We start from the raw sequence: 18,643 nt of genomic DNA, 5'->3' as shown, positions 1-18,643 counted from the left end.
CTGAAACTTTGCTTGGTTGAATCCCCTCGCCGCAAACGTTAAAATGCTTGTTTTTAAGACAACAAATTGTTTCACATCACGGATTCTAAGGAATAATCATGACTACATTTCAAATTGCGCGTGCCGACGGGAAAACGCTCAAAATCCAAGGCAAAATGGCCAACCGCCACGGCTTGATCGCCGGTGCGACCGGTACGGGTAAAACCGTTACCCTGCGCCGTATGGCGGAAGCCTTCAGCAGCGAAGGCGTCCCTTTATTCTTGGTCGATGTCAAAGGCGATTTGTCGGGCATCGCGCAGGCCGGTGCCAACAGCGGCAAAGTGGGCGAACGCATCGCCGAGTTTGGTTTGGGCGAACAATGGCTGCAAAATTTCCCCGTGCGCTTTTGGGATGTTTACGGCGAAACCGGTATTCCCGTACGCGTAACCGTTTCAGAAATGGGCCCTATGCTTTTGGCGCGCCTAATGAATCTGAACGACACGCAAGAAGGCCTGCTCAACCTCGTGTTCAAAGTTGCCGATGACAGAGGCTGGCACATTCTGGACTTGAAAGACCTGCGCAGCATGCTGAAACACGTTTCCGACCATGCTTCGGAATACCGCACGCAATACGGCAACGTTTCTGCCGCCAGTATCGGCGCGATTCAACGCCAACTGCTGACCTTGGAAAACGAAGGCGCAGAAAAATTCTTCGGCGAACCTTCCCTCAACCTGCAAGACTGGATGCAAACCGACAACGGCAAAGGCATCATCAACATCCTCAACTCCGAAAAACTGATGCGCTCGCCGCGTATGTACAGCGCGTTTTTGCTGTGGATGCTGGCAGAATTGTTTGAAACTCTGCCCGAAGTCGGCGACTTGGACAAACCAAAATTCGTGATGTTCTTCGACGAAGCGCATTTAATGTTCGACAATGCTGCCAATGCGTTGGTCGAACAAATCGAACAAGTCGTGCGCCTGATCCGTTCCAAAGGCGTGGGCGTATATTTCGTCACCCAAAACCCGCTTGACTTGCCCGATACCATTCTCGGCCAACTGGGTAACCGTGTACAACACGCCCTGCGCGCCTTCACACCGCGCGACCAAAAAGCAGTCAAAGCCGCTGCCGAAACCTTCCGTAGCAACCCCAACATCAAAGTTGCTGAAGCGATTGCCGAACTCGGCGTCGGCGAAGCCCTCGTTTCCTTCCTTGATGAAAAAGGTATGCCCGAGCCGGTAGAACGCGCCCTCATACTGCCGCCGCAATCTTCCTTAACCCCGCTTACCGCAGAGGAATGCAACCGCCTGTTCCAAAACGACGATTTATATCCAACCTATAAAGACATGGTGGACAACTACTCCGCTTTTGAAGCATTGGCCGAAGCAGACAGCCAGGCTGCCGCTGAAAAAGAAGCCGCAAATGCTGCCAAAGAGCAGGAAAAAGCGCAAAAAACCGCAGAAAAAGAGGCTGCCAATGCCGATCCCGGCATCCTCGGCGGACTGATCGGCGGTTTGAGCGGCGGACGTAAAAAATCCGGCCAAGGTTTGGGCTACAACGTTGCCGACGCCATCGGCAGCCAAATCAACCGCCAAGTAACCAACGCCATTTCACGCAGCGTAATGGGCATTATTAAAAATATGTTCAAATAATCAGCCTGCAAACATAAAAGGCCGTCTGAAAATCAATTTCAGACGGCCTTTTATATTCATCAATCCAATCAGTTTTTCATCGATTGAACCGGAGCCGGGATTCTGCCGCCTCGGTTGACAAATACTTCGCACGAACCTTCTTTAACCGGCATTACAGGCGCGTAGCCCAACAGGCCGCCGAACTCGACGCTATCGCCGACGGTTTTACCGGTTACCGGAATAATGCGCACGGCGGTGGTTTTGCTGTTGATCATGCCGATGGCGGCTTCGTCGGCGATGATACCGGAAATCGTGTGCGCGGGCGTATCGCCGGGCACGGCAATCATGTCCAAACCAACGGAGCAGACGGCAGTCATGGCTTCGAGTTTATCCAGCGTCAGCACACCGGCTTCGGCAGCCGCAATCATGCCCTCGTCTTCTGAAACGGGGATAAATGCGCCGCTCAAACCGCCGACCGCACTGGAAGCCATCATGCCGCCTTTTTTCACAGCATCGTTCAGCAATGCCAAAGCAGCCGTCGTGCCGTGCGTACCGCAGACGCTCAAACCCATTTCTTCAAGAATGCGTGCCACTGAGTCGCCGACGGCAGGAGTTGGTGCCAACGACAAATCAAGAATACCAAACGGGATATTCAACATTTTTGAGGCTTCGCGGCCGATAAGTTCGCCCACGCGAGTAATTTTGAAAGCAGTTTTCTTCACTACTTCCGCAACTTCGGTCAATGTCGTTGCATCTGAGTTTTCCAACGCGGCTTTTACGACACCCGGGCCGGATACGCCGACATTGATAACGGCATCCGCTTCGCCCGAACCATGAAACGCACCCGCCATAAACGGGTTGTCTTCCACCGCATTGCAGAACACGACGATTTTGGCGCAGCCGAAACCTTCGGGCGTGATTTCAGCCGTACGTTTGATGGTTTCACCTGCCAGCTTGACCGCATCCATATTGATACCGGCGCGCGTGCTGCCAATATTGATGGAGCTACACACGATATCGGTGGTTTTCATCGCTTCGGGAATGGAACGGATCAGCACTTCATCCGAAGGCGACATGCCTTTTTGCACCAACGCGGAAAAGCCGCCGATAAAAGACACACCTATCGCTTTGGCAGCCTTATCCAAAGTTTGCGCCACGCTGACATAGGAGTCTGCATGGGTGGCTGCGGCGATTTGGGCAATTGGCGTAACGGAAATGCGCTGATTTACAATCGGCACGCCGTATTTGGCAGACAGATATTTTGCCGTCTCCACCAAGTCTTTACCGACTGTGGTAATTTTGTTGTAAATATTTTGGTTCAACACATTGATATCGCTGCTGATACAGTCGTGCAAATCAATGCCGATGGTAATGGTGCGCACATCAAAATTCTGGTCGGCAACCATTTTGACGGTTTCAAGTATCTCATTACTGTGGAAGTTATTCATGGGGTTCGGCCTTTCTTGTAGGTCGTCTGAAAAATATTTTCAGACGACCTTCGATTAGACTTTAAGCTTGACATACATATGCTCTTGCGTGCCTTCAGCAGTTTTTCGCATTTCGTAATCAAACACATCAGAATATTTTTTTACTAAATCGGTAAATTTCTTACACCCGTAATTACGTGGGTCAAAATCTACCTGCAAGCGTTTCCAAGTGGCACCGAATGCAGTCATAGCCATCCATTCACTTTCCGCATGTTCGAAAATTTTATGTATAGTCTCTAATGGTAATTTGTTCTCAAGTTGTTCGGCAATTTTCGGTTGAGCTTGAGCATTTTCGGGAGAGGCTGTTTGAATCTGTTTCTCTGTTGGTTTCTGTGGTTTATCAGTTACTGTTTCTTTTTGTGTGGGTTCAGGCATCAAGTTTTCTACATAGATAAATTGGCTGCACGCATTACGGAAAGCTTCAGGCGTTTGCTTTTTGCCGAAACCGTAAACTGTTACACCTTGTTCTTTCAACCGAATAGCTAATGCAGTAAAGTCACTATCACTAGATACCAAACAAAAACCATCAAAACGGCCAGTATAAAGTAAATCCATCGCATCAATAATCATAAAACCGTCAGTGGCATTTTTACCTGTGGTGTAAGCGAATTGCTGCATAGGTTTGATAGCATGCTCATTAATGACGGCTTTCCATTTGCCGTTGTTACCAACAAAGTTGCCATAGATGCGTTTTGCCATTGCTTCACCGAATTTAGTTGTTTCTTCTAAAATCGCATCAATGGTTTGCGCTGACGCATTATCAGCATCAATTAAAACTGCCAACCGTGCAGATTTCTCTTCAGCTACATTAAAACTAATTTTATTTTTTGACATAATTTTAGAGTTCCTAAAATCAAATACGGTGCATGGCTTGGAAAATTTCTTCGTTTTGCATACGGATATCAAGCGCGAGTTTTTTGCTCTCTTCCGCAAACAAATCCAAAACTTCTTGACGCGATTTGGTGCATTTTGAAGTGTCTACCAAAATAATCATGGTAAAAAAATCGTCCATCAGCTGTTGGCTGATGTTGAGAATATTGATTTGGTTTTCCGCTAAAATTTTGGAAACGTCGTACACAATGCCCACACGGTCTTTACCGATGACGGTGATGACTGAATTGTTCATAACGCTGTTTCTCCTTATAGGATATTTGAAAAGTGTTGACAATTATAACACTCAGGCCGTCTGAAAAACTGTTTCAGACGGCCTGAGTATTCAAATTTCAATTTTAATTATCGCCCTGCTTTCAAAGCCTGCCACAGGCGAACGCTGAGTTTGCTCGCATCGGTTGACTTAGGGGAGACAATGAAGCTTTTTTCCATCAATTCTTTACTTGGGAAAATCGATTCGTCAGAAGTGTATTTTTCATCCATCAAATCCCGCGCCGGACGGCTGGCCGGAGCATAAGTCACATAGTTGCCGTTTTTGGCCGCCGTTTCCGGATTGAGCGTGTGATTGATGTATTTGTGTGCATTGGCCACGTTTTGCGCATCACGCGGAATCATCAGCGAATCCACCCAAATACCGACGCCGTTTTTCGGTGTCAATACTTCGATTTCTACGCCGTTTCCGGCTTCTTTGGCACGGGTTTTGGCAATATTGAGGTCACCGCCATAGCCTACTGATACGCAAAGGTTGCCGGCAGCCATATCGTCGATATAGCCCGATGAGGTAAAGCGTTTGATGTCGGGACGCACTTTTTTCATCATATCGACGGCGGCTTTGATGTCCTCAGGGTTTTCGCTGTTCGGATCTTTGCCCAAATAATGCAAAGCCAAAGGAATCTGCTCGATGGCGCTGTCGAAATAGCTGATACCGCAGGATTTCAGTTTTCGGGTGTATTCAGGGTTGAACACCAAATCCCATTCATTTTCAGGCAGCTTGTCCGTTCCCAAAGCCTTTTGAACCTGCTGCTTGTTAATCGCCAGCGTATTGATGCCCCAGAAATAAGGGACGGCATATTCGTTGCCCGGATCGACGGTTTCCATCATTTTCAACAAATCGGGATCGATATTGGCGTAATCGGGAATTTGCGATTTATCGATTTTTTGATACGCGCCGGCTTTAATCTGACGGCCGACATTGGAAATAGAAGGCGCAACCAGGTCATAACCCGACTTGCCGGTCAGCAGCTTGGCTTCCAGCGCTTCGTTGCTGTCGTAGTAATCGTAGCGGACGTTGATATGCGTATTTTTTTCAAACGCAGACAGCGTGGCCGGATCGACATAATCCGACCAGTTGTAGATATTGAGTTTATCCGTTTGAGAGGAAGAAGTTTGAGTTTGAGATGCGGAAGATTCTGCGGCGGTTTCTTTTCCACCGCTACACGCAGTCAAGACGAGGCTCAAGATTGCCGCCGCCATCAAAGATTTTTTCATGGTTTCAGACCTTTTGTTCGGGGGGTAAAAATATTGCAGCGGTGGCAGATGCCACTTACAAAAGGGAAACTGTGGGGGCGGCCGGCATGTGTCCTTTGCCCTTGATTCAGCAAGGTTTGCATTAAACGGCAAAAAGCTTTTGAATGCAAGACCTTAAAGCAGAAAAAAATTTCATTTTTCAGACGGTCTGAAGCTATGGTTTTATTCATAAACAACATTTTTTCAGAAACGGTTTCATGCCGTCTGGAAAAAACTGTGGGCTTATTCAGACGGCCTCAAGATTTGTCAAAACCGCCCAATTTGTGGGAAAATTGCACGATTGAATTTAATGAAGGGCGACACCGTGTTAGACAGAGAAGGCTATCGCCCCAATGTCGGTATTATCCTGATTAACGAACGTAACGAAGTCTTTTGGGGCAAACGCGTACGCGAACATTCTTGGCAGTTTCCGCAAGGCGGCATCAAGCCGGGCGAAAGTCCTGAGACCGCTATGTACCGCGAGTTGTACGAAGAAGTCGGCCTGTTGCCGCAACACATCAAAATCGTTGGCCGTACGCGCGACTGGTTGCGTTATGACGTTCCCAGTCACTGGGTGCGCCGCGAATGGCGCGGTTCGTATCGCGGACAAAAACAGATTTGGTATCTTTTGCGTTTGGTCGGCCGCGACAGCGACGTCAACCTCCGCGCCTGCCATCATCCTGAATTTGACGGCTGGCGCTGGCACCAATACTGGGCGCCGGTTGACGAAGTCATCGACTTCAAGCGCGGCGTGTATTTGGGCGCATTGACCGAACTTTCTCGTTTCTTGCGCGGTATAGAAAGCTATGAAGAATTTATCCGTCGCAATCCAATAGAAAACCTATAACCCCAACGCTTTCAGGCCGTCTGAAAGCGTTGTTTTTCTTCCTTTCAGACGGCCTTTACATTATTCCTATGGCTAAAAACAATCAATACAGCGAATCCAGCATTACCGTCCTCAAAGGTTTGGAGCCGGTCAAAGAACGTCCCGGCATGTACACCCGTACCGACAGCCCGACCCATATCTGTCAGGAAGTGATTGATAACGCGGCGGACGAAGCGTTGGGCGGTTTCGCGACTGCAATCGACGTGCAAATTCATGAAGACGGTTCGCTTTCCGTCCGTGATAACGGCCGCGGTATTCCCGTCGGCCTGCACCCTGAAGAAGGCGTACCCGTAGTCGAACTTGTATTCACCCGTCTGCACGCAGGCGGCAAGTTCAACAAAAAAGACGGCGGCAGTGCCTATGCCTTTTCAGGCGGTCTGCACGGTGTCGGCGTATCCGTCACCAACGCCCTCTCCACCCGCCTCGAGGTCACCGTCAAACGCGAAGGCAAAATCCACCGCATCGTCTTTTCCGGCGGCGACGTCATCGAGCCTTTGACTGAAGTGGGCAAATGCGCCGTCAAAGACAGCGGCACCGAAGTGCGCGTGTGGCCGGACGGCAAATATTTTGAAAGCCCGAATTACAGCATTCCCGAACTCGAACGCCTGCTGCGCGCCAAAGCCGTGCTGCTGCCGGGCGTGCGCGTTTCCCTGACCCGTCCGGTTAAAGGCGAAGGCGAAGCATACACCCAAACTTGGCACTACCCGGACGGCCTGAAAAGCTATCTGACCGACCTGATTGCCGATGCGCAAGAAGCTGTGCCTATCTTTTCCTGCGAAAACTACATTTCAGACGGCCACAATGGCGATTTCAGCATCGGCGAAGGTGCCGCGTTTGCCCTGACTTGGCTGGAAGAAGGCTCATGTGCCAACGAAAGCTACGTCAACCTCATCCCCACCCCGCTGGGCGGCACGCACGAAGCAGGCTTGAAACAAGCCGTGTTCAACGCCGTCAACAACTTTATCAATCTGCACAACCTCCTACCGCGCGGCGTGAAAGTACAAAGTGACGACGTGTTCGGCAAAACCGCCTTCGTCCTCTCCGCCCGCGTCCTTGACCCGCAATTCCAAGGTCAGACCAAAGACAAACTGACCAACCGCGACGCGTTGAAACTCGTTGCCGCCGTATCGGGCGACCCTTTGGAATTATGGCTGAACCAAAACGTGGACTACGGCAAAAAAATTGCCGAACTCGCTATCCGTCAGGCACAAGCGCGGATGCGTTCGGTTAAAAAAATTGAAAAGAAAAAAGGCAGCGGCGTCGCCGTCCTGCCCGGCAAACTGACCGACTGCGAAAGCGAAGACATCCGCGAAAACGAACTCTTCCTCGTTGAAGGCGATTCCGCCGGCGGCTCCGCCAAACTTGCCCGCGACAAAGCCACACAGGCCATCCTGCCCCTGCGCGGCAAAGTGCTCAACAGCTTCGAAGTCCACCCCGACCAGCTCTTCGGCAATGCCGAAATCCACGACATTTCTGTTGCCATCGGCGTTGATCCGCACGGCATCAACGACCATCCCGACTTAAGTGGCCTGCGTTACGGCAAAATCGCCATCCTGTCCGATGCCGACGTGGACGGCTCGCATATTCAAGTTTTGCTGCTGACCCTGTTCTACCGCCACTTCCCGAAACTGGTCGCCGACGGACACATCTACGTCGCCCAGCCGCCACTGTTCCGCGTCGATGTCAACGCACAAGGCAAAAGCAAACCCGCCCGCAAATTCTATGCCCTCGACCAAAACGAACTCGACAGCATTTTAGAGCGGCTGCAAAAAGAAGGCGTCAAAGAAACCGCCTATTCCATCAGCCGTTTCAAAGGCTTGGGCGAGATGAACCCCGACCAGCTCAAAGACACCACCATGCACCCCGACACCCGCCGCCTGTTGCAGGTACAAATCCCCGAAGGCGCGGATGACGAAACACGCGACATCTTCGTCAAACTGATGGGCAAAGGCGAAGCCACCGCCCGCCGAGCATGGATGGAAAAAGAAGGCGATACGGCCGAATTGGATATTTAATCCATTGTTTTAATAGACTAAAGGCCGTCTGAAACTTTAAAAGTTTCAGACGGCCTTTTTTAAAATCATCAGAATTTAAGGTTAAACAGTATTTCAATACCCCGTTACTTACCTGTCTCTATTTTTGCAGCTTAATTGTATCTTTAAGACAAATAAAAAAGCACTGACATAATCAGTACTTTTTAAATAATGGCGCGGCGGACGGGGCTCGAACCCGCGACCCCCGGCGTGACAGGCCGGTACTCTAACCAACTGAGCTACCACCGCGCATCCATTGTCAGGGACAATGAAAAGGAAAGTGGTGGGTGATGACGGAGTCGAACCGCCGACATTCTGCTTGTAAGGCAGACGCTCTACCAACTGAGCTAATCACCCGATAAGCCGACATTAAATCAAAAAATCAGATTACGCGCAAGGTTTTTATTTAAATAAAAATATATCCCATTGAAAGAATGTAGAATATTTTATTTAACCGCAAAAATTACCGTTATACCTATCCATCAATCGAAAATCAAATGCCCCAATTTATCCGCTTTAGTATGCAGATAACGTTCATTTTCCACATTTTCGCCGACATGTAATGCAATCCGTTCGACCACATTAATACCGGAGTCTTTCAACGTTTGGATTTTTTCAGGATTATTGGTCAACAATCTGACCTCACGAATATGCAGATAATCATAAATCTGCTTGGCCAAAGTAAAGTCGCGTGCATCAACAGGAAGGCCGAGCGCTACATTGGCCTCAACCGTATCCAAGCCCTGATCTTGCAGACGATAAGCACGGATTTTGTTTATCAAACCAATGCCCCTGCCTTCTTGGCGCAAATATACGATAACGCCACGCCCTTCTTTCTGAACGGCCTGCATCGCCGCTTGAAGCTGAGGGCCGCAATCACATTTCACCGAAAATAAAGCATCGCCGGTCAAACACTCGGAATGAATACGCGACAACACAGGCAGGCCGTCTGAAACATCGCCCATCGTCAATGCGACATGTTCCTGACCGCCCTCTTCTTCAAAGCCGTGCATGGTAAATTCGCCCCATTCCGTAGGCAAACGGCATGACGCAACAAACTTCAACGCGTTACTCATTTTCCGCTTCCTCGCTTTCAGCCACGCCCAGCAGATTTTTCAAAGAATCCGACAAGGCCAAGGCAAGGGCAATCCAAGCCACCAATACTTCATCGGGCGCACCGTCCTTGACATCAAATTCAGCATGTACCACGCCTAAAACTGCACCGCTGGGCATACAGACAGGAACAGAAATCTGACTCAAGCCGAGATGATTGCGTTCATCCGACAATTCCCCAATTTCCTGCCAATACGCCACATTCTGACAAACATTCATCCAACCGCTTTGCGCCGTACGCACAGCCAAAAAAGCCTGTCCGGCCTGCTCGTCGATTGGAATCACATTTTCCAACGGCACGCCCCAACGGCTCAGTCGAACCAGCGACAACGCGCCATCTTTCGGGAAGGCTGTATAAACCGCTGCGCTTTTCAAATGCTCGGTGCGCTCGGCAACCGAATCCAAAGCCATAAAAATCTGTTTCAACAACAATTCATGTTCGGCATCAACATAATCCGCCAACTGCCAACCGTCTTCAGACGGCCACAAAATCGAACGCTCAACCGAAGCATTGCCCATTTTAATCACAGCCTGGGCAGTCAAATAAGCAACATGTATCTCATCCGCAGGCAACTTCAAACCTTGCGTCTGCAAAAAATCTTTAATCAATAAAGCAGGCATCTGCCCTTCCTCACCAATAGTAAAGTTGAGGCCGTCTGAAAACAAACCCTGCTTTCAGACGGCCGGAATAAACCATTATATAAGGGATAAACCGAAAAATTCAAGCGAACAAGACTTTGCGCCCCCATTAATCTTGTGTATAATCCACGATTCAAATTAGTGCGGACGTGGCGAAATTGGTAGACGCACCAGATTTAGGTTCTGGCGCCGCGAGGTGTGAGAGTTCGAGTCTCTCCGTCCGCACCACACTCAAAATGAGCAGCTTTCAGGCTGCTTTTTTTACATCTATTCCACTATATACCCGAAATCAAAACTGCTTTTAATTTTTTGACCTTTGCAAAAAAGGGGTTTATTTGTGGGTATAACAGACGTTTCCATTTTATCTTTCAGACGGCCTATCATTTATGTTGAATCCATCGCAAAAACTTGTCGAATTGGTCCGCATCCTTGAAGAACGTGCCTATATTTTTCCGGGAGATCCTGTGCAGGCGACGGAAGCGTTGCGACATATTGATGGCGGCAATGAGGAAAAACTGATACGCCGCGCTCAAATTATCGACCGCGACCAGCATTTGAAATATGCGTTGCAACAGGTGGAGACAGGCTCGTTTTGGCTTTGGATTGTTGCAGCGACATTGTTGTTTACAGTCGGTTTTTCCAGTACTTATCTTTTGATGGACAATCAGGGGCTGAACTTTTTTCTGGTATTGGCCGGGATTTTGGGCATGAATACAGTCATGCTGCTGGTGTGGCTGGCGACTTTATTCCTGCGTTTGAAAAATGTGCACTTTATCAGCAGTCCGGCAACTTGGTTCCGAGGCAAAGACCCGGTCAATCAGGCAATTTTGCGGCTTTATGTAGATGAATGGCGCAAACCGCAAACGCGTTGGCTGATTGGTGCAACTTCACACGGCCTGTGGCTTTGTACGCTGTCGGGAATGTTGGTTTCTGTTTTGCTGCTGCTTTTGGTGCGTCAATATACGTTCAACTGGGAAAGTACGCTTTTAAGCAATACGGCATTGGTGAAAACGGTTGAGGCTTTGTCATGGCTGCCGGAACGTTTGGGCTTTCCTGTTCCCGACAGTCAGGCCGTAATTGCAGGCCGTCTGAACAATCATATCGAAGATGCGCGCGCTTGGGCGGGTTTACTCATCGGCAGCATTGTCTGCTATGGCATTCTGCCGCGCTTGCTTGCTTGGCTGGCTTGCAAAATTACTTTAAAAACCCTTCGCGAACGTTTGGATTTGAATCGGCCCTACTATCAAAACATTCTCCGCACATGGCAGACGAAGATTGTCGATGCCGATGACTTTCAGGAAAATATCGTTCCCGTTTCATCTAAAATTACGCTGAATAATGCGCCCAAATGGGCCGTTACTCTGGAAACGGAATGGCCTGAGCCGCTTTGGTTTTCCGGCGTTTTGGCGCAAGAATGGATAGACAAAGGCGTAGTCGCCGGCAGAAAAGATTTGGAACAATTGGAAGCCGAATTGAAACAAACTCCGGTGCAACTTCTCATCGGCGTACGCACGCAAACTGTTCCCGATCGCGGCATTTTGCGTCAAATCAGCCGCTTGGCCGAAGCTACGGACGGAGGCGTTATCATTCAGCTTTTGAATCAAGACAGTTTCTCTGAAGATTTGGATACCAAACTGGATTATTGGCGCGATGCGCTGGCAGAAAGAAACATTGCCTGGCTGGAGCCGACCCGTTTGGCACAAGAAAAACGGCAAAGCGCTATTTGACAGATAAACCGAAGGCCGTCTGAAACCTGATGTTTGGGTTTCAGACGGCCTTATTTATTGTTGAGGATTCATCTTAATGAGGTTCGTGGCGATGCTCTCGATGATGTTTGGGCTTTGGTGCGTGGTGTTTGGCTTTAGGTGCAGGTTTTTTCATTTTGTGCGGTTTGGCTTTTGTGTGCATACGCTCTTGTTTCGGATGCGTGTCGTATTTGCCATGCGCAGAAGCGACTGGAGCCAAGACCAAACCGGCAGCGGCAACCATCAAAGAGGTCACTTGAATCAGTTTTTTCATATTCATCTTCTTTCAAGAGGTTGATTTGAGGTAAAAATAAGCATTTATTCGCACTCAAGCGATGGACAAATATTAATGGCTTTGACTGTCAGCTGCTGTCTGCATTCGGCGAAATCTGTTCAAAATTCAGCAATAGAAGTATGGCAACGCGATGATGTAGCAAGGTTTTGAAAGTTTACCGTCAACTTTGACAAAGCGTCTTTACACATTCCCCAAACAACAAAAAGCGCGAACCTTTCGATTCGCGCTTTTTTCAGACGGCATCAATTATTTTTTGTCGTCTTTTACTTCTTCAAAGTCGGCATCTACAACGTCGTCGTCTTTCTTAGCTGAAGACTCGGCTTGAGCACCCTCGCCTGCTTGTGCTTCGGCTTGTGCTTGAGCGTAAACCATTTCGCCCAGTTTTTGGCTGGCTGTGCCCAAAGCTTCGGCTTTAGCATCGATAGCGGCTTTGTCGTCGCCTTTAACGGCTTCTTCAGCTTCTTTCAACGCAGCTTCGATTTTTTCTTTCTCGGCAGCGTCAAGTTTGTCGCCGTAGTCGGCTAAAGATTTTTTCACGGAGTGAATCAGAGCTTCGGCTTGGTTGCGTGAAGCGACCAATTCAGTCAGTTTTTTATCTTCTTCAGCGTTGGCTTCGGCATCTTTCACCATACGTTCGATTTCTTCTTCACTCAAACCTGAAGAACCTTGGATGGTGATGTTGGCGGCTTTGCCGGTGCCTTTGTCTTTGGCAGAAACGTGCAAGATACCGTTGGCGTCGATGTCGAAAGTAACTTCAATTTGAGGCATACCGCGTGGTGCAGGTGCGATGTCGGTCAAGTTGAACTGACCCAAAGACTTGTTGGCAGAAGCGCGTTCGCGTTCGCCTTGCAGCACATGGATGGTTACAGCGCTTTGGTTGTCTTCGGCAGTAGAGAACACTTGAGACGCTTTAGTCGGAATAGTAGTGTTCTTTTGAATCAACTTGGTCATCACGCCGCCCATGGTTTCGATACCCAAGGACAGAGGGGTTACGTCCAGCAACAATACGTCGCTACGGCCGCCGCTCAATACTTCGCCTTGAATCGCTGCACCTACGGCAACAGCTTCATCAGGGTTCACGTCTTTACGAGGCTCTTTACCGAAGAAGTCTCGAACGGCTTCTTGTACTTTCGGCATACGACTTTGACCGCCGACCAAAATCACGTCGTCGATGTCGCTGGTGCTCAAGCCGGCATCTTTCAATGCGATTTTACAAGGCTCAATAGAACGTTGGATCAAATCTTCAACCAGGCTTTCAAATTTGGCACGGGTAATTTTCATGGCCAAATGTTTCGGGCCGGTTGCGTCCATAGTGATGTATGGCAGGTTGATTTCAGTTTGCTGACCGCTGGACAATTCGATTTTGGCTTTCTCAGCAGCTTCTTTCAGGCGTTGCAGAGCCATGACGTCTTGTTTTAAATCAATGCCTTGTTCTTTTTTGAACTCGTCAATGATGTAGTCGATCAAGCGTTGGTCGAAGTCTTCGCCGCCCAAGAAGGTGTCGCCGTTGGTTGCCAATACTTCGAATTGTTTGTCGCCGTCGATGTTAGCGATTTCGATGATGGAAATATCGAAAGTACCGCCACCCAAGTCATACACGGCGATTTTACGGTCTTTGCTGTCGCCTTTGTCCATACCGAATGCCAAAGCGGCTGCGGTCGGTTCGTTGATGATGCGTTTTACTTCCAAACCTGCGATGCGGCCTGCGTCTTTAGTCGCTTGACGTTGGCTGTCGTTGAAGTAGGCAGGAACAGTAATCACGGCTTCGGTTACTTTTTCGCCCAAGTAAGCCTCGGCTGCTTCTTTCATTTTACGCAAAACTTCTGCGGAAATTTGAGGAGGAGACAGCTCTTTGCCTTGTGCTTTTACCCATGCGTCGCCGTTGTTGGCTTTGATGATTTCAAAAGGCATGGATTCGATGTCGCGTTGTACTTCTTTGTCTTCAAATTTGTGGCCGATCAAACGTTTGGCGGCGTAAATAGTGTTTTTAGCGTTGGTTACCGCTTGGCGTTTTGCAGGTGCGCCGACGAGGATTTCGCCGCCGTCCAAATAAGCGATAACGGAAGGAGTGGTGCGTGCGCCTTCTGCGTTTTCGATTACTTTGGTTTGACCGTTTTCAGAAATGGCCAAACAAGAGTTGGTTGTACCTAAGTCAATACCGATTACTTTTGCCATATTATGTTGCTCCTAATAAATAAACTTTTCTAAATTAATAATCCTGTGGAACATTTCGTTCCGATGGCTTGTAAATAAGGTTGCTTCATTTTTTTTCAAGGCCTATTTTGAATTTTTTTTAAGATTAAATTCAAGTGCTTGATTTATTTATCCACAAGCCGTTTATTCTTTTTTCAGACGACCCGGTTTTCATTTTCCGATTCCGGTTTATCGGAATGATTTTCCAATAGCGGAACATCGGGTTTTGAAACCGGATAAGGCCGTCTGAAGATTTTATGCTTGATAAACTTTATCAAGCGATGCCTTCAATCTTCTTTTTTCGCCACGACAACCATTGCAGGACGCAGCACGCGGTCGGCCAATGTATAGCCTTTTTTCATCACGCTGACGATGGTATTCGGCTCTTGCTCGCTGACGACTGCCTGCATGGCTTGATGTTGGTGCGGATCGAGTTTATCGCCCGGCTGCGGGTTGATTTCTTTAATGTGTGTGGCATCAAATGCTTTTTGCAGCTCGTTCAAAGTCATTTGCACGCCCATTTTCAGCGCATCGAAATTGCCGCTTTGGTCCAGCAGCGCCATTTCGAGATAATCTTTAACCGGCAACATTTCTGCTGCAAATTTTTGTCCGGCGAATTTATGGGTGTCGGCGATTTCCTGCTGATGGCGGCGGCGCAGGTTTTGCTCGTTTGCCAGACCGCGCAATTCGCTGTCTTTGAGCTGGCCTTCCAACTCGGCGACACGCGCCTGAAGTTCTTCGTAAGTCGGTTCTGCTTGTTCGGTTTCAACGGTTTCGGCAGTTTCTACGGCTGCCGCTTCTTCTGCTTCGTGTTGATGTTGTTCGTTATGCTCCGTCATTTCTGACATCCTTTTAGCGTGTTGATATTCGATGTTTCATATATAAGGCCGTCTGAAAAAACTTCAAGCATTTGAATGCCGATTATCAAATGCCTTGTTAAAAGACGTTGGAAAACGGTAAGATAGCCATCTGATTGTATTCTTCAGACGGCCTCAAACATGAAAAAAGACCATTTGAATTCAACTGATTTTAATCTGTGGCACACCATCCGCGAAGAAACCGAAGCCGCAGTCGCGGCCGAACCGATGCTGGCAAGCTTCCTGCATCAAACCGTGTTGCGCCACGATTCGCTCGATTCGGTATTGGCCTACCATCTTTCCAGCAAGCTCGGTAGCCCGATCATGGATGTGCGTGCACTGTTTGAAATTTATCAGCAGGCTTTGAGTGTGGACACCCGCATCAGCAAATGTGTCGAGGCCGACTTGAAAGCCATTTACGAGCGCGACCCGGCTTGTGATGAATATTCGCTGCCGCTGTTGTATTTCAAAGGCTTCCACGCCGTACAGGCACACCGTATCAACCACTGGCTCTATCAAAACGGCCGTAAACCGCTGGCGTATTTCCTGCAAAACCGCATGTCGGAAGTGTTCGGCGTCGATATCCACCCGGCTGCGCGTTTCGGTCACGGTTTGATGCTCGACCATGCCACCGGTTTTGTGGCTGGCGAAACCGCCGTCTTAGGCAACAACATTTCCATCCTCCACGGCGTAACGCTGGGCGGTTCGGGCAAAGAAAGCGGCGACCGTCACCCGAAAATCGGCGATGGCGTGATGATTGGTGCAAATGCCTCAATTTTGGGCAACATCCGCATCGGCGAAAATGCCAAAATCGGCGCAGGCAGCGTGGTGGTTGCCGATGTACCGTCTTCGATTACCGTTGTCGGCGTACCGGCCAAACCGGTTGGCCGCTCGTCCAAAACCCCGTCTGCCGATATGGATCAAAACATTCAATTATCGACTACGGATTTTGTGATTTAAGCAATCTGCCATTTAAAAGGCCGTCCGAAAGATTTGTTCTTTCAGACGGCCTTTTATGATTTAAATCTTAGTGTTAGCCGCGTTTGCGCAAGGCTTCCAAGTGTGTTTTAACCTGCTTGACTTTCTCTTCGGTAAACAGGTTGGCAATGTTTTTCCAAATGCTGTGATAACCGTAAGGCCCATGTTGCATTTCGGCTTTTGCTTCTTCCACCGGCCAGCCTTGATAAATAATGAGGTACATTCCGGCAATCAAACCGGTACGGTCTGCGCCGTGATAACAATGGATAAGCACTGCGCCGTTTTGCTGTTGTTTTTCAATCAAGTATAGGATTTCCGCAATCTCTTTCGGCTTAATGCTCCATGACAGCAACGGACGGTTTAGCAAGGTCAAACCATACGCTTTCAAATGGTCGTCATCGTTGCGGTCGAAAAAGCGCAGGTTGATCACGCTTTGAATGCCCAGTTTGACGATGGCTTCGCCATCTTCGGCAACAGGCTGCTCGCTGCGATAAAGCTTGTCGTCAATGCGATAAAGGTTGGCATCGTGTTTGACGGGGGTTGCCCAGCGTTCGGACTGAACGGCTTTGCTGCCGTTATCCGGCGGCGCGGACGAGCAAGCAATGGGCAAGCCGGAAGCAAGAAGGCACAACAAAAGACGGCGCATAAAATTCCTGTATAAAAATCAATTGAAAATCAAATATCATGCGATTCTATCAAAACCCGTTCGGATATTCTATCCGCGCAAACCGCGTTACAATAAAGCCTCTTTTTTCAGACGGCCTTTCATCATGATCTGCCTTGCTTGGAACACCACGCCTTCCCTTGCTACCCTTTGCCACGCGATCGAACAACATACCGCGCCGCTTTATTTGATTGTCTGCCTGCCTGAAAACCGTATTCCCGATTTTCCGCTGTCAAATCATTCCTCCGAGCTTGAAGGCCGTCTGAACAACCGTCTTGCTCAAGCCATGAAATGCCTTCAGTTCAACAGCGTCAATGTTTTAGAAGACCTATTGCCTGATGTGCATCTCTGGCTGGTTCCGCCACACCGCGCCGACCGCTTACACGAACATTTCCATCATATCGAATGGCAAACCGAAGCCATACCCCAATCCGCCCCTATTCCTCTTAAACCTTGGTTCAGACGGCCCGAACATCAAGCCACGCCCGAACACGTCCTGATTATCGGCGCAGGCATTGCCGGCGCGGCAACCGCACACAAACTGGCTGAGCACGGCATACGCGTTACGGTTTTGGAGGCAGGTAAAGCGGCGCAGGCAGGCAGCGGCAACCGCCAAGGCTTGCTCTACGCCAAAATCTCGCCACACGATACCGAACAAACCGAGCTGCTGCTGACAGGCTACGGCTATACGCGCCGATTGTTGGAAGACTTGCTGCCCGACTCCGACGTATGGGGCGGCGACGGCGTATTGCATTTGAATTTTGACGAAAGCGAACGCAAACGCAATCAAGCCTTGGGTTTGCAACACCAGCATAAACACCTCTACCGCAGCGTATCTGCCGAAGAGGCTGCGCACATTGCAGGCATAGACGTATTTTCAGACGGCCTTTACTGGCCGCAAGGTGTATGGCTGAATCCACCCACTGTCGTGCATGCATTATTGAATCATCCGCTGATTGAGTTGCACGAACATTCGCCGCTGACCGCCGTATCGCATGACGGCACACGATGGACGGCACACACGCCGGTCGCGCATTTCAACGCCAGTCATATCGTTTACTGTATGGGCGCGCACAGCCCGACTGCCGCCGACACCAACGTCTCCGCCCTGCCTTTCCGCCAAATCCGCGGCCAAACCGGCGTTGTATCCGCCAGCCCATTTTCACAAAAACTGCGTTGCGCCATTTCCGGCGAAAGCTACATCAGCCCGATCTGGCAAGGCCGCCACTGCTACGGCGCGACATTTGTCCTCAACAGCAACGATGAAACTTGGTATCCGCACGAAGAAACCGAAAACCGCGCCGCCCTGCAACAGCTCAATCCGCCATTGGCACAATCCCTGTTTGAGCAAGATTCGTTTTCAGACGGCCTTCAAAACACACAAGGCCATGCCGCCCTACGTTGCGACAGCCTCGACCACTTACCCGTTGTCGGCGCGCTCGGCGACATCGCCGCCATGCAGTCCGCCTACGCTAAGCTGGCCTTGGACAAGAACTACCGCCTCGACAATATTCCCTGCCCTTACCTGCCCAATGCCTACATCAATACGGCACACGGCACACGCGGACTGGCGACAGCCCCCATCTGCGCCGCCGCCATTGCAGCCGAAATACTCGGCTTGCCGCAGCCGCTATCGCAAAGACTGAGAACCGCGCTACACCCCAACCGCGCCATCATCCGCGCGATTGTTCGGCAGCAGCCGTTGTTATCCGTTTAAAAATTTCGCTGTAAATAAAAAAGGCCGTCTGA

The 18,643-nt window shown here is 49.5% G+C and carries 16 protein-coding genes and 3 tRNA genes; 7 read left to right on the top strand and 12 right to left on the bottom strand.

Features of this window, described 5'->3' with window-relative positions:
* Positions 1–98 precede the first annotated feature (98 nt).
* Positions 99–1,628, top strand: a complete 1,530-nt coding sequence (locus HMPREF2675_RS01265) for a helicase HerA-like domain-containing protein (RefSeq protein WP_070813788.1) — start codon at positions 99–101, stop codon at positions 1,626–1,628.
* A gap of 68 nt (positions 1,629–1,696) precedes the next feature.
* On the opposite strand, the gene HMPREF2675_RS01260 is transcribed toward HMPREF2675_RS01265, so the two are convergent.
* The 4 genes from HMPREF2675_RS01260 to HMPREF2675_RS01245 all read right to left on the bottom strand — a co-directional run bounded on the left by HMPREF2675_RS01260 (position 1,697) and on the right by HMPREF2675_RS01245 (position 5,473).
* The gene (locus tag HMPREF2675_RS01260; protein ID WP_070813787.1) at positions 1,697–3,055 is read right to left on the bottom strand and encodes a PFL family protein; all 1,359 of its coding nucleotides are present in this window, start codon (positions 3,053–3,055) and stop codon (positions 1,697–1,699) included.
* 54 nt (positions 3,056–3,109) lie between these two features.
* The gene (locus tag HMPREF2675_RS01255) at positions 3,110–3,928 is read right to left on the bottom strand and encodes an NYN domain-containing protein (RefSeq protein ID WP_049336231.1); all 819 of its coding nucleotides are present in this window, start codon (positions 3,926–3,928) and stop codon (positions 3,110–3,112) included.
* A 19-nt stretch (positions 3,929–3,947) separates the two neighbouring features.
* On the bottom strand, positions 3,948–4,220 hold the full coding sequence (locus HMPREF2675_RS01250; RefSeq protein WP_003680574.1) for an ACT domain-containing protein: 273 nt from the start codon (positions 4,218–4,220) through the stop codon (positions 3,948–3,950).
* A 107-nt stretch (positions 4,221–4,327) separates the two neighbouring features.
* Complete coding sequence (locus HMPREF2675_RS01245) at positions 4,328–5,473, bottom strand: polyamine ABC transporter substrate-binding protein (RefSeq protein WP_070813786.1); 1,146 nt, start codon at positions 5,471–5,473, stop codon at positions 4,328–4,330.
* A 328-nt stretch (positions 5,474–5,801) separates the two neighbouring features.
* Here HMPREF2675_RS01245 and HMPREF2675_RS01235 point away from each other — a divergent pair, with 328 nt between their 5' ends.
* Together HMPREF2675_RS01235 and parE are read left to right on the top strand one after the other, a co-directional pair.
* Entirely contained in the window at positions 5,802–6,338 is a 537-nt protein-coding gene (locus HMPREF2675_RS01235; RefSeq protein ID WP_070591394.1) for an RNA pyrophosphohydrolase, read from the top strand.
* Positions 6,339–6,406: 68 nt separating this feature from the next.
* Complete coding sequence (parE, locus tag HMPREF2675_RS01230) at positions 6,407–8,392, top strand: DNA topoisomerase IV subunit B (protein ID WP_070813784.1); 1,986 nt, start codon at positions 6,407–6,409, stop codon at positions 8,390–8,392.
* A gap of 190 nt (positions 8,393–8,582) precedes the next feature.
* Here parE and HMPREF2675_RS01225 read toward each other — a convergent pair.
* The 4 genes from HMPREF2675_RS01225 to HMPREF2675_RS01210 all read right to left on the bottom strand — a co-directional run bounded on the left by HMPREF2675_RS01225 (position 8,583) and on the right by HMPREF2675_RS01210 (position 10,144).
* A tRNA-Asp gene (locus tag HMPREF2675_RS01225) sits at positions 8,583–8,659 on the bottom strand.
* 32 nt (positions 8,660–8,691) lie between these two features.
* Positions 8,692–8,767: transfer RNA gene (locus HMPREF2675_RS01220), tRNA-Val, on the bottom strand.
* 125 nt (positions 8,768–8,892) lie between these two features.
* Positions 8,893–9,486 carry a GTP cyclohydrolase II gene (ribA, locus tag HMPREF2675_RS01215; protein WP_003685106.1) on the bottom strand — a complete coding sequence of 198 codons (594 nt, stop codon included), beginning with the start codon at positions 9,484–9,486 and terminating at the stop codon, positions 8,893–8,895.
* Positions 9,479–10,144 (bottom strand): hypothetical protein, encoded by a 666-nt coding sequence (locus HMPREF2675_RS01210; protein ID WP_070813783.1) that lies wholly within the window; start codon positions 10,142–10,144, stop codon positions 9,479–9,481. Before HMPREF2675_RS01210 ends, ribA begins: the two co-directional genes overlap by 8 nt.
* 161 nt (positions 10,145–10,305) lie before the next feature.
* On the opposite strand from HMPREF2675_RS01210, the gene HMPREF2675_RS01205 reads away from it, so the two are divergent.
* Positions 10,306–10,390, top strand: a tRNA-Leu gene (locus HMPREF2675_RS01205).
* Positions 10,391–10,548: 158 nt separating this feature from the next.
* Entirely contained in the window at positions 10,549–11,889 is a 1,341-nt protein-coding gene (locus tag HMPREF2675_RS01200; protein WP_070813782.1) for a DUF2868 domain-containing protein, read from the top strand.
* 73 nt (positions 11,890–11,962) lie between these two features.
* On the opposite strand, the gene HMPREF2675_RS01195 is transcribed toward HMPREF2675_RS01200, so the two are convergent.
* From HMPREF2675_RS01195 to grpE, 3 genes are all read right to left on the bottom strand, one after another.
* The gene (locus tag HMPREF2675_RS01195) at positions 11,963–12,181 is read right to left on the bottom strand and encodes a hypothetical protein (RefSeq protein WP_070813781.1); all 219 of its coding nucleotides are present in this window, start codon (positions 12,179–12,181) and stop codon (positions 11,963–11,965) included.
* Between the two features lie 267 nt (positions 12,182–12,448).
* Positions 12,449–14,377: a molecular chaperone DnaK gene (gene dnaK / locus HMPREF2675_RS01190; protein WP_049348822.1), complete on the bottom strand. Its 1,929-nt coding sequence runs from the start codon at positions 14,375–14,377 to the stop codon at positions 12,449–12,451.
* 305 nt (positions 14,378–14,682) lie between these two features.
* Positions 14,683–15,243 (bottom strand): nucleotide exchange factor GrpE, encoded by a 561-nt coding sequence (gene grpE, locus HMPREF2675_RS01185; RefSeq protein ID WP_003747507.1) that lies wholly within the window; start codon positions 15,241–15,243, stop codon positions 14,683–14,685.
* Positions 15,244–15,393: 150 nt separating this feature from the next.
* Between grpE and cysE the strand changes: the two genes are divergently transcribed.
* Complete coding sequence (gene cysE / locus HMPREF2675_RS01180) at positions 15,394–16,212, top strand: serine O-acetyltransferase (protein ID WP_070813780.1); 819 nt, start codon at positions 15,394–15,396, stop codon at positions 16,210–16,212.
* Between the two features lie 73 nt (positions 16,213–16,285).
* Here cysE and HMPREF2675_RS01175 read toward each other — a convergent pair whose 3' ends face one another.
* On the bottom strand, positions 16,286–16,876 hold the full coding sequence (locus tag HMPREF2675_RS01175; RefSeq protein ID WP_070813779.1) for a tyrosine-protein phosphatase: 591 nt from the start codon (positions 16,874–16,876) through the stop codon (positions 16,286–16,288).
* 124 nt (positions 16,877–17,000) lie between these two features.
* Between HMPREF2675_RS01175 and mnmC the strand changes: the two genes are divergently transcribed.
* Positions 17,001–18,611, top strand: a complete 1,611-nt coding sequence (gene mnmC, locus HMPREF2675_RS01170; protein ID WP_070813778.1) for an FAD-dependent 5-carboxymethylaminomethyl-2-thiouridine(34) oxidoreductase MnmC1 — start codon at positions 17,001–17,003, stop codon at positions 18,609–18,611.
* Positions 18,612–18,643: the final 32 nt, after the last annotated feature.

The sequence above is a fragment of the Neisseria sp. HMSC061H08 genome (assembly GCF_001836795.1).
Taxonomy (GTDB): Bacteria; Pseudomonadota; Gammaproteobacteria; order Burkholderiales; family Neisseriaceae; genus Neisseria; species Neisseria subflava_A.
This window is presented reverse-complemented; position numbering and strand designations above follow the sequence as displayed.

Excerpts from the sequence above, each read along its gene's own strand:
- HMPREF2675_RS01265 (WP_070813788.1), top strand. The coding sequence starts at position 99 with ATGACTACATTTCAAATTGCGCGTGCCGACGGGAAAACGCTCAAAATC.
- HMPREF2675_RS01260 (WP_070813787.1), bottom strand. The coding sequence starts at position 3,055 with ATGAATAACTTCCACAGTAATGAGATACTTGAAACCGTCAAAATGGTT.
- HMPREF2675_RS01255 (WP_049336231.1), bottom strand. The coding sequence starts at position 3,928 with ATGTCAAAAAATAAAATTAGTTTTAATGTAGCTGAAGAGAAATCTGCA.
- HMPREF2675_RS01250 (WP_003680574.1), bottom strand. The coding sequence starts at position 4,220 with ATGAACAATTCAGTCATCACCGTCATCGGTAAAGACCGTGTGGGCATT.
- HMPREF2675_RS01245 (WP_070813786.1), bottom strand. The coding sequence starts at position 5,473 with ATGAAAAAATCTTTGATGGCGGCGGCAATCTTGAGCCTCGTCTTGACT.
- HMPREF2675_RS01235 (WP_070591394.1), top strand. The coding sequence starts at position 5,802 with ATGAAGGGCGACACCGTGTTAGACAGAGAAGGCTATCGCCCCAATGTC.
- parE (WP_070813784.1), top strand. The coding sequence starts at position 6,407 with ATGGCTAAAAACAATCAATACAGCGAATCCAGCATTACCGTCCTCAAA.
- ribA (WP_003685106.1), bottom strand. The coding sequence starts at position 9,486 with ATGAGTAACGCGTTGAAGTTTGTTGCGTCATGCCGTTTGCCTACGGAA.
- HMPREF2675_RS01210 (WP_070813783.1), bottom strand. The coding sequence starts at position 10,144 with ATGCCTGCTTTATTGATTAAAGATTTTTTGCAGACGCAAGGTTTGAAG.
- HMPREF2675_RS01200 (WP_070813782.1), top strand. The coding sequence starts at position 10,549 with ATGTTGAATCCATCGCAAAAACTTGTCGAATTGGTCCGCATCCTTGAA.
- HMPREF2675_RS01195 (WP_070813781.1), bottom strand. The coding sequence starts at position 12,181 with ATGAAAAAACTGATTCAAGTGACCTCTTTGATGGTTGCCGCTGCCGGT.
- dnaK (WP_049348822.1), bottom strand. The coding sequence starts at position 14,377 with ATGGCAAAAGTAATCGGTATTGACTTAGGTACAACCAACTCTTGTTTG.
- grpE (WP_003747507.1), bottom strand. The coding sequence starts at position 15,243 with ATGTCAGAAATGACGGAGCATAACGAACAACATCAACACGAAGCAGAA.
- cysE (WP_070813780.1), top strand. The coding sequence starts at position 15,394 with ATGAAAAAAGACCATTTGAATTCAACTGATTTTAATCTGTGGCACACC.
- HMPREF2675_RS01175 (WP_070813779.1), bottom strand. The coding sequence starts at position 16,876 with ATGCGCCGTCTTTTGTTGTGCCTTCTTGCTTCCGGCTTGCCCATTGCT.
- mnmC (WP_070813778.1), top strand. The coding sequence starts at position 17,001 with ATGATCTGCCTTGCTTGGAACACCACGCCTTCCCTTGCTACCCTTTGC.